Genomic DNA, 10,894 nt, shown 5'->3' on the forward strand with positions numbered 1-10,894 from the left:
CAGCTTGTTTCTAGGATAATTTGAGATTTGAATTATCCTCACACATTACAATCTATATAAAGTCTTTCGACAGGTAGTGTATCCATATCTATTTGATCTGCCCAATCAGAATCTTATGAAACGGTATGCACATCTGATACTGAGGGATATCATCTTTCAATCAAGCATTCACAAAATCAATTTTGGGCATTTCTGCAAATCCTAAACCCATCATAGAAATGGCCGGATAACGGACTCTTCGAGAATCTAACGGTTAATCTGCAGGAATATTCATCGTCATTCCATGCTCCTCCCCGGAAAACCCTGTTAGTCCCACTCTCAGGCCCCTTAGGATCTTGAAGATTGGGAGTATAATCGTCTCGGTTAGCGGAGTAGTCCCAACACCATTCATTGAGATTGCCACTCATATCGTAAATGCCCAGTTCGTTGGGTAATTTACTTCCCCTTCTGTTTACGCCCCACCCTGAGTTCTTGCCATACACTGCAACGTCATCCACATTGTTCCCTCCACTATATACATACTTATGCCCCTTCTCCCCTCCAGCAGCAGCATACATCCATTCCGCTTCGGTGGGAAGTCTATAACCATTAGCATTCCAATCTACATGCACTTCCCATTTGTTTGGTTCATCATCATTTGGCCCAACTCGACCTCGATCATAGATTGTGTATACTGCCTGCAATCGGTCTTTTTTACTTAGCCAGTTGCAATAGGCAATGGCGTCATCCCATGTAATTGCTCCTGCAGGATAATTGGCATATTCAGTAGTATACAATTCATTATTGAATAAGTAAAATACATCCGTAACAATAGATGTGTCCGGATATACGAACTCTGGATCAGGATGAAACACGCCACCTCTGCCCAGTAAGCAACGAGACACGTAGTCTGTATCTGATAAGAATTCAATGTAATCTGACAAGCTTACCTCATATCTGCCTATCAAGAAATCTGATACGGTTACCTGTGTAGCTGGTATTGGCATAGTATCAATCTTTTCCCCATTTATGTAATCGTATGATTTCGCTTGTAGTTCAAATGCTCCACCCTTAACGAAAACCATATCAACAACATCAGTGGACAGGGAGTTTTCCTGCTGCTTGCATGAGAATGCTAATAACAAGATGTAAAGCAAGCACAATAATTGTGCTGCCAATTGCAGTGAGGATCTATTTGAAATTTTTGTGGTTGTCATTATATGCTTCTCCATAACGAATTTAGTTTTGGGTAATATCCATATAGCTTCTGATACTTATAATTGCCCAGTGAGCTAGACTGATTTGCAGCCTTAACGATCATTGTTCATGACCTGTTTTACTGGTTCAATGTAGGTTTTTATCCATCTAAGCAGCTTAATTTTACTTACTTCATTCTCGTAAAACCACTGCACCCGTTGTATCCGATAAACTTTCCAACCAACCCTTTCCAGTACCATCTGATTCTCTATCTTATTAAGAAGCTCCGATCCTTCTCTATGTGCGTCGATGTTGTCAGAACCTAATAGAGACTCGTAACCATCACATTGAATAGCTAGAGTTTTTTCATTATTAAGAATGGCAATATCTATACTGTACTTACCGAGTTTATAACCTGGGAAAAGGCAGTTTCGATATCCAGAATCATAGAGGAACCTACATATTTGATTGCCAAAATCACCTAGGTTGTTATCTAGCTTCTCCATTATTGATTCTATGCTGTCACGATTTATCTCATAAACTGGCTTGATGTTATGGTAATAATCCAGTATCCGTTTTCTCCAGCAATCAGTTTGCATCAGAGGAACCGTATCCAAGCTTATGCTGTGAAACAAGACAGATTTAAACATGGCTCGACTCGAAGCTACATTAAATATCCTCATATACTCTTCACTACTGATTTTGGGAAGCACTCTGTGTGAAACTGTACTGTCTTCGTTCAATACAGCACTACTAGTTGTGATTGTCATTATCACGATATCACGTTCATCTCCTTGGAATTCTCTGGATGTCCCTATCACCAGTTCAATCTCCTCTTCGTGCTGTTTAATTAACTCGCTTTGAGACATTCGATTAATTAGCGCCTTTTGATGCTTTGTATTTGAACTATCCAATGTTAAGATTCCGATTGTTGGATACTTTGAGTTTTCTGGAACATTGGCAAGTAGCAGCTCGATATACTTAACTGCTTCCTCTACAAGTTTTGGTCTACTATCGTCTTTAGTATGTTCATCAATATAGAAGGTTTCTACAGGATTTCCGTAAGGATAGTCCGCGCAAGAACGAAGGGGGATAATTTCGTTGTTGTAAATCCATTTGTTAGAGAATCCGATAATTTCTGGAAGGCATCGGAAATGCTCAAACAAAGTGATTATGTTCGGATACAACACAGAGCAGATTGAGTATATGCTATTAGATTTGTTTGTTACATTGAATTGCTCTTTATAGTCGTGCTTTGGCAAGTGTAAATCTAGCAAATGACTTACCTTTTTGATTGGAAATTTCGATGAGTCGATAGCGACAGCAGTCTGGTTTTCATCTCCAACAATGATCAACTTGGCGCATCTAAATGCGACATTAAAGGCACTAAAGTCGCATTGGCTAGCTTCATCAATTATCATCAAATCAAACTGGCTGGGAGTTGTATCTTGAAAGAAGGTTATTGCATCTGAAAGAGTCATGATCCAGATCGGAACTGCATTCTTTGCTTTTTCCATATTCCTTATGGCTGAGGCCAAGTTTTTCGCCGTGTTTTTCCCATATCCTTTTCCGATGTTTGTTAGATCATTTAACCATGCGTTAAGAGCAGATTTTTGATAGTCTGATATGCTCTTAGACTTAAGATACCAAGCATTGTATGCCACAAGTTCTGAAGTCTTTTTCATTATTTCTTTGCGCAATTTGTGTAAATTTAAAATCGAGTTTTCTATGTTTCCAATTGACTCACTGCAGGAAACAAGGATTGATCTCAACCTGGCTAAAAACATGCACGAGGCTATTTCATTAAGTTCGTTGAGCTGTTCATTTTCTACTAACTGGAGATGTATGTGTGCAGCTGTATCTGGCAATAAGTTATGCATTTCATAGTAGGCTTTACGGTAAATGAGCAGTTTGGGATGCAGCTTCATAAAAGCGATGTAATCTGCATAATGGCTGTTGTATTCATCAGAATCAGTAGCAATTATTGACTCTGCCATAGATCTCATGACCGGATGAGTATTGTTGTATGTCCGATACTCATTAGCATATCCTGCTAGAGTATCCATAAGCTCGCAGTATTCTGCGTATCGCTTCAAGCCCATGAGATGCTTAACATAATTGAGCGCATTTTCCTCTTCAGGTTTGATGACGGGCAGATTATGATTTGCCAACATCTCATTTAGCTGTTCTAGCGTATCAAAGTAGCGGTAAACAGTATCCAGGGGTTTGATATCATCAAGGCCAGATATGCTATCCTGAACCCCTAGCATATTCAGGTAATTCGAAAAAGCAATTATCACCATTCTAATGTCATGGAGGTTTTGCAAATACTCCCGTACTAACTTTACATCATCACGTGTCACCACATAGGAGTAGTTTATCTTGCAGGCAAAAATCTTCTTCTGCGCACTTGGCAGAAGAGCCTTTGCAATAGGACTCAAACTATTTGAGTTACCATGTTTGGCTATTAAGCTATCAATTGAGGATAACATTGGTTTGATATCGCCGTTTATATCGTTGGGGACTTCTATCGAGTAATCAACAAATTCGATCTCCCTCTGGCTGATGAGTTCTCTGAGTTCGGAAAACCGATTGTAGATAGTTTTCATACTTTGAAAATCGAACTTAGATGAATTCATTATCTCCTGACAAAGCGAGTCTGATTCCAATGCCTCCCATAACCCTAAAAACCTGAATGTATTACCAAAAAATACCTCATCGAATACGTCTAGTGACTTCCTATCGTACTGCTTGATGTCAATCTGCCCCTGGATAGCTTTTACCTGATAAATAATTTTACTCCGTTCATCCGGATTCAGTATGTGTTCATCAGAAACACAATCCAGTTCAAACAACGCATATTCCTCTGGCTTGAGTAATCCTTTCATTTTAAGCATGTTCTCAATCAAGTGGATTTCGTCTATATGTGATTCATCGAAACTCACATTGTCTTTGATCGGATTTACAATACAAGTATGCCTAGAGTATATTTCAGCAATGTCAGCAGCCGATTTTAGCCAACCCCCCGATTCTTCTCCCTGACTACAGAACATCTCGGGGATACTTCCAATTCTGAATAACTTCTGGTTTGCCTGGATTCTTGCAACTAGATCATTTTTGGAGGAAACATAATTTGCTTTTAGAGTTGACAGATCACTGAACAGCAACTCATTATATGTCTCTGAATAGCTGCTTGAAAGAGCTCTAATGATTGAGTTCACAGAGTTTTTCAGCATTTCATTGCTTTTCCCTTGCCCTAAAAAAGAAACAGCTAGTGAGCGAATTTCTTCTGGCAATTTATCTCTTACTACATTGAGAGCTTGAGCATTTTGAGAAACTACAAGTATGGATTTGCCCTGGGCTACATAATGCGAAGCTATATTGGCTATGGTATGACTTTTACCGGTGCCTGGAGGGCCTTTTACAATTACAGTATCGTCTTCACTCAGTCTTTGAACTATTTCCAATTGCTCATTGTTGTATGGCAAAGGAAAGAGAAAGTCTTCTTCTCTGATATGATTGTTTTTGCCCTGGATATCTGCATCCTCACAGTTTTTTAAAGCAAACATCTTTTTAAACAAGGGCGGGATCTTCTGGGTTTGCCCCTGCGATTCAAGCATATCAATAGTCCTGACTATGCGAGATGCGTCCCTGGAAATGGCTGAATAGCTTTCAACAATTCTGGTTTGAATGACTGGGGAAAAGCTCAATTGGATATTGTCAGAGCCAGCAGTGGGATAAAAACCATAGTTCAACAACAAGTCATCATGATCTTTACGAGAGCCATCTAATGCACTAGGCTTGCTATGTAAGTAAGGTACGACTTGTTGATCTGGAAAATATCTTATCCAATCCTTGGCTGCACACATAAACTCTGAATCAATGTATTCAGGATCGAAAACAAATGCGTGCTTCTTTGAGTTGAACTCATCAACTTGATCAAGAATTGATTGTCGAACTGCCGTTATACTCTCAGAGGACATGTTGCTTAAATGCTTCTCTAAAAGGCTCACATAATTACACTCGCCATGAATCCTCGTATTAAATGAATCCATGTGTATCTCAAATGCTCGATTCTTCAATTTGAGTGTTAGAGGAACATGAAAAGAAAAATTGCGATACTGAACACCTCCAATAACTCCTGATACAAGCCCAAAAGAAAGGCACAATTGCTTATTATCTCTACCCTTAAGGTGATAGTAAAGACTGTGAAATGCGTGATAAAGGTCGTTTATAACGTGAGCGATCCAATGTTTGTCGTAGTGATTCTCGAATTTACGCTTGAACTCTGCATACTGAGCCCCGATTAAATTTGTGTTGCTCATGTCTATATTGATTTTCTTTTTTTCTATTTTGCGTATTCTGCCATTTTCCAAGTATACCCAATTATCCAGCGAGTAGGGAATTCCCGAGAGATCATAAAGGTATTTATCACCTACCTCTAAACAGAAATTCTCATAATCCAGCTGTCTTTGTTCTGATTCTGCAAACCATTCAAATGGATTGGCTGGCTCTTTACACTCGATGGAGGGAATACCTCCGGATTGTCGATTGTAGAGTATCCATGGCCTCAATTGATCTGGGGGGATGGGTTCATCAGGAATCTTGCTTATTGGCCTTATTCGAAGTAATAATTGGTCGCCATCAATGTCATTAGTAGATGAACTCAGAGACAGGGTCAAATCTTTCATTCCTTTCTCTTCACATATAGATTGGAGTTCCAATAACTTAGCTATGCTCCAGTAATTCAATCCCTCCATCTTATGATTTCCTTTCTCCTGCGTAAACTCATAAGTAATCTCTGAAACATCATATATATCCCTGATATAAAGAAATAGATTTCTGAGTGGCACACCAGCTTCTTTCATCGTTTTACCCCATTTTCTTTAATGCTAGGACAAACCCTGCATCATTCTGGTTAGTGTTTTTTTTGTTATAACCATAGCAAACATATCAAATCGCAAGTTTATTCCGATTGATTTGGATGGCCTGGTGGTGGAGGTAACTTAGTACCTTTTTCCCTTCCTGAACTAGCTATAAGATATATTGTTCCGCTTAACACTACCCCCCCCAATAGCGATGACTCTAGTGGATGTTTTTTGACTACCGTAGTTGTTTTATTTAAATACTTCTTGAATACATCCAGGGGAGGGGGAGGGAGAACTGGTTCAGGATCACGATCGACCTTCGATGTTTGCGGGGAAGTCGGGAAAGTGTTCTCATAGTCAATACTTATCCTATGTGTATGCAGTAATTCTCGACTTATGTCGGCTAAGAGCACATGAGCTTGCTTTGTGTCAACAAAGTTTTGACGGACAGCCTCAACGATTGTTTTACACTGATTCTGCGAGTTCGGATAAAACCACATAACTAGTTTCTTTTTGTTCTTAGGTTCAAGAACAAGCTCTTCGCTGCTTCTATGCCCATACGGTTTATCTACTTTTTCAATGATGAAGACATACGAGTTGTCGGCATGTTGCAATGCTTGCTTGACAAAATCATCTTCGATGCTACCGTAGTTTAGGTCTACAAAATAAAAGAAATGCGTGTTCTGCGTGGATGGAGCTAAGGCTCCAGAGTAGCCCCTTGAAACTAAGGTTGGCTTCAAAGCGGTATAGTTAAACCCATTTGATGGCGAAAGCCTATATGTTTTCACTGAATGCAAGTATGATGGGCAGATAATGCTCATCACAAATAGTATATTTATTATCCATTTCATAACTGTATCTCCATTATTTAACAAACAGCATTTTTCTTGTTTCACTTCCGGATTGATTGTCGCTTACCCAGGTTAGTCGGCAATAATACACTCCACTTGGTAGAGATTCTGCATTAAAGTTCCACACTTTATTGCCTGGAGCCTTTGATTGAGAATCTGCTAACGTCCGAACTAGCTGTCCTCTAATGTTGTAAACCTGAATCGTCACGGATGCCTTTTCCGGTGTATACACCATGATATTGGTGCTTTTCTTAAAGGGGTTTGGGGCGTTTTGGTATAGCTTAATTAATTCTGGGGCTTCCCAAGAACTGTGATGTTGAATATAATCATTGTCTCCAGTGATAACTCTAAATTTTTTCTGGTGTGGTGGAAATACCATCGATACACCATTCCTTAACTCGTATACAGAGCCATCGAAATCATTCATTAGTACTATGCCTGGGTAAGTACCATCAATCTGAAAATTTAACTCAATCTCACTCTCATTTTCGGAGTGGATGTTAACAGCAAAGCTTTGATTTGGGCCTTGCCTGTAATCCTTGTATAGGTTGTTGTCTCCAATACAAGCGGCAAAACTGTTAAAGCCTAGCAAGGGATAGGGCTGATCCCAAGGATCCATGGCATCTGATGCATGATCTGAAATTCCCATTTCAACCACGCTGACTTTACCACTGGAAAGCTCAGTTACTTGACAACTGACGGTTTTGGCAAAGATATCCCCCTTATCAAGCATGGGTGAGTCATCTATAGCGATCATCAGGCTATCTATATCGGTTTGATTATACCAATAATAGGCTTTAAAAGGAAGCATTAGCTGGGAAGGCATGAAAACTCCATTCTGAAAGTCAAAGAGATCAGTGTTCACACAATTTCTTTCCTTCACTGCTCTCCATAACACTAGTTTATCGAAGGGATTGCTGATAATGTTCCACCCAGAACGGACTGTAATGCTATAGCTAAGTTCATCATTGAGAGTCACATTAGGAACAGCTTGCTGATTAACAACCACTTTGTTCCTACTCAATAGCCAAAAACCGATACCCGGCCGGAAGTCGAATTCATCTGTATCAGTCCACGGAGTTAAATCTGTCTCATCATCTTGACCTTGAGCATTTGCGTAAACCGACCAATCAACAAAGGGTTTACCCTGCATCAGATTCTTGATTGGTGTCCACTGCTCTCCAGGAAGTCCCACTAACAAGTAATCATCCTCTTCCTTTCCACCAAAAGTCCATGTATGATTTAGAGCTATTGAATCCTCATATGCCATGATGTGATAGGTATTCTGGATCTCGGGACTTGGTAACCAATGCTGTTTCTTTGCGTATGCTTTGATAGTGTATGTGCCTGGCAATAACGATAACTGCTCTACATACTGCACATACTCCCCAGAGTTGATGGAGTACATAATAGTGGCTTCCTCAACGGCTTCCAGACTTAGATCTAGTTGATTCAGATATGTACCTTCATCTTCAGAGAAGATGGGAACCTCCAAGATACCTGTTACCGTATACTCCACCGATGTAACATCACTATCTATCCAGTTATCTAAAAGCGCTTTCGCTTTGATTGTTACTGATCCTGAGTCATAATTTAGCTCAAGAGGGCTTTCGTATTTATCAGAATCAGGAGTGGGATCGCTTCCATCCAGAGTATATCTAATTTTCGCATCATTAGTTGCACAATGCATTGATACAAGAACGGGATCATAGTATAACCCAGCAGAGGGATCGAAAGTTGGGGACTCTACCTTTCCTGTTACTATGTATTCCCCACTTGCAACGGGGCTCTCAATCCAGTCTTCTCGATAAGCCCTAGCCTTTATAGTGACATTGCTCCCAGTGCATAACTCAAGTGGTGCAGTATAAGCAAGAGACTTAAGGGTGGGCTCTGATCCATCTGTAGTGTACCTGATCATTGCGCCATAAGTATCGCATGAGATTTTTACGTTCGTGGGTTCAGTAAATACTCCCTGAGAAGGCTTAAACTCTGGGGTAGAGACGGTTCCAGTAATTCTGTATTGAGCAGACACCTCAGCACTGTTAGCCCAGAATGCCTTTGCTGCCCAAGCTGTTATCACTGTTAAACTATCTGTGACAGTAATGGGATCTTGATACTTAGTAGTATCCGCCTCATTCACTCTGTAATAAATGGTCGTGTCTACATCGGAGCAGAGAATCATTACGTCCGTTGGTTCATAGTACAGACCTTGGGGAGGATCAAAGTATGGCTTTGGAAGTGTCCCCGTGACAATGTAGTCTGCTCGTACAGTGCTGCTTGGGTTCCATAAATCCAGGAAGGCTTTAGCATTTATCAAGCAGTCGTGCGTAATGTGTATTGGACCTTGATATTTAAGATCATCTGTAGTTGGTTCGTCCTCGGTATATGTTTCATTAACCGTGTAGTAGATTTCTGCACCAACTGTTGGACAATGAATTGTTACGTAATCTGCGCTGGTAAACACTGTGCCTGACTCTGGGAAAAAACTGGGGTCTGCAACCGTTCCGGTTATCTGATATGCTTCCACTGCCACGCTACTTGGTATCCACGAATCCTTAAATGCCCTGGCAGTCACAACTGTGTAACTGTTTTCGGGTAAGGTAAACCGATCATCCTCATATTCAAAACCATCCTCATCGTTTTCAGGGATTGAGCCATCTAATGTATATCTTATTGTTGCCCCTGGTGTTGCGCATTCGATACCAATCTCTTGCGCCATCGGATATACACCTCCTTGGGGTTCAATATTCGGTGTAGCAACGGTTCCTGTGATATAATAATTTGCTATCGATACATCGCTTGATCCAAGTAAAGGATGATAGGCTTTAGCCTTAATCATGCTTGTGCTGTCAATGTAAACTGCCTCTGAATAGAGCTCCGAATTTTGATCTGGAGACTCGTCTGAATTGATATTATAGTAAACTTGAGAACCTGGGGTGCTGGATGTAATTGATATGTGCAAAGGAGCAGTGTACACGGAATCTAGAGAGGGACTAAATGATGGAGGCTCAATATCTCCATCAATCAGGTAGTATTTCTCCGTGGTTGGGCTGGGAATCCAATCCGTCTTAAACGCTTTAGCTTTGATTCCTATAATGCTGCCCGTTTCGCCATTAATAGGGATGCCAGTACCATTATCATACAAGCTGGACGTACCTCCATTAACTGAAGGCTCACTTCCATCAAAGGTGTACCATATATCTGCATCGTCAGGAACGCAGGATAAGAAAACGAAACTACCCTGCGCAATCATAAAAGCATCTGGTGAAAACTCGGGAGCGCTGACAGTCCCGGTAATCAGATACTCAGCATTTTGCCCGTGGCTCTCCAAGTAGTTATCTTTTGTTGCTTTAGCGCTAATTGTGCAGGACTGAAGTAACTGAATTGGATAACTGTATATCTGTTCCAGCCCTTGATTAATCCTGTAACGAATTTGCGCTCCAGGGGTATCGCAGGTAATACTTAGTGTCTGGGGTTCATAATAAAGTCCTTGTGGTGGATTAAACACCGGTGTAGTCACTCTATGAACAGTATATTGTGAAGTATAGACGTTGGATTCAATCCCCATACCGTAGGCTCTTGCCTTTAGCAAAAAGACATCCTGAGCATTTAGCGCTTCTTCAATCACTTGCACCCTGATTGTGTCATTATACACCAGTCCATTAGTATTTGAGGGATCACTCCCATCTGTAGTATATTTGATCGAATCTACAATAGCTGGTGTAGTCAAAATCCTAATTTGTGTATTTAGATAACAATAGCCCGCTAATGGCTCAAATCTAACACTAATTGCATCTCGATCAACCGTAGAATCGATTTGCGGATGTGTAACTAAAGATTCATCCATTAGAAACAAAGCTTGTCCCTGCAGTACCGATAGACTCATCCATAGCATGAGCAGCATTGCATAAGGTAAGATTAAATATCTCAGTAGTCTCATTTCTTCCTCCTAATCTCTATGATGCTATTCGATACTGCATCCAATATCTCTCGGTTATG

4 protein-coding genes are annotated in these 10,894 nt (G+C 40.5%); all 4 read right to left on the minus strand.

All coding sequences use genetic code 11. The annotated features are described in order from the left end of the window. Window positions 1-176 precede the first annotated feature (176 nt). The 4 genes from LHW48_02820 to LHW48_02835 all read right to left on the minus strand — a co-directional run bounded on the left by LHW48_02820 (window position 177) and on the right by LHW48_02835 (window position 10,835). Entirely contained in the window at window positions 177-1,196 is a 1,020-nt protein-coding gene (locus tag LHW48_02820) for a formylglycine-generating enzyme family protein (GenBank protein ID MCB5259392.1), read from the minus strand. A gap of 93 nt (window positions 1,197-1,289) precedes the next feature. Beyond that, entirely contained in the window at window positions 1,290-6,044 is a 4,755-nt protein-coding gene (locus LHW48_02825) for an AAA family ATPase (GenBank protein MCB5259393.1), read from the minus strand. A 98-nt stretch (window positions 6,045-6,142) separates the two neighbouring features. Next, a complete protein-coding gene (locus LHW48_02830) occupies window positions 6,143-6,895 on the minus strand; it encodes a hypothetical protein (GenBank protein ID MCB5259394.1) in 753 nt (250 codons plus the stop codon). Between the two features lie 13 nt (window positions 6,896-6,908). Next, window positions 6,909-10,835 (minus strand): chitobiase/beta-hexosaminidase C-terminal domain-containing protein, encoded by a 3,927-nt coding sequence (locus tag LHW48_02835; GenBank protein ID MCB5259395.1) that lies wholly within the window; start codon window positions 10,833-10,835, stop codon window positions 6,909-6,911. Window positions 10,836-10,894 lie beyond the last annotated feature (59 nt).

It is taken from the genome of Candidatus Cloacimonadota bacterium, assembly GCA_020532355.1.
In the GTDB taxonomy this organism is placed as follows: Bacteria; Cloacimonadota; Cloacimonadia; order Cloacimonadales; family Cloacimonadaceae; genus UBA5456.

What these genes read in the sequence shown, in the direction of transcription:
- LHW48_02820 (MCB5259392.1), bottom strand. Translation starts at nt 1,196, where the DNA reads ATGACAACCACAAAAATTTCAAATAGATCCTCACTGCAATTGGCAGCA.
- LHW48_02825 (MCB5259393.1), bottom strand. Translation starts at nt 6,044, where the DNA reads ATGAAAGAAGCTGGTGTGCCACTCAGAAATCTATTTCTTTATATCAGG.
- LHW48_02830 (MCB5259394.1), bottom strand. Translation starts at nt 6,895, where the DNA reads ATGAAATGGATAATAAATATACTATTTGTGATGAGCATTATCTGCCCA.
- LHW48_02835 (MCB5259395.1), bottom strand. Translation starts at nt 10,835, where the DNA reads ATGAGACTACTGAGATATTTAATCTTACCTTATGCAATGCTGCTCATG.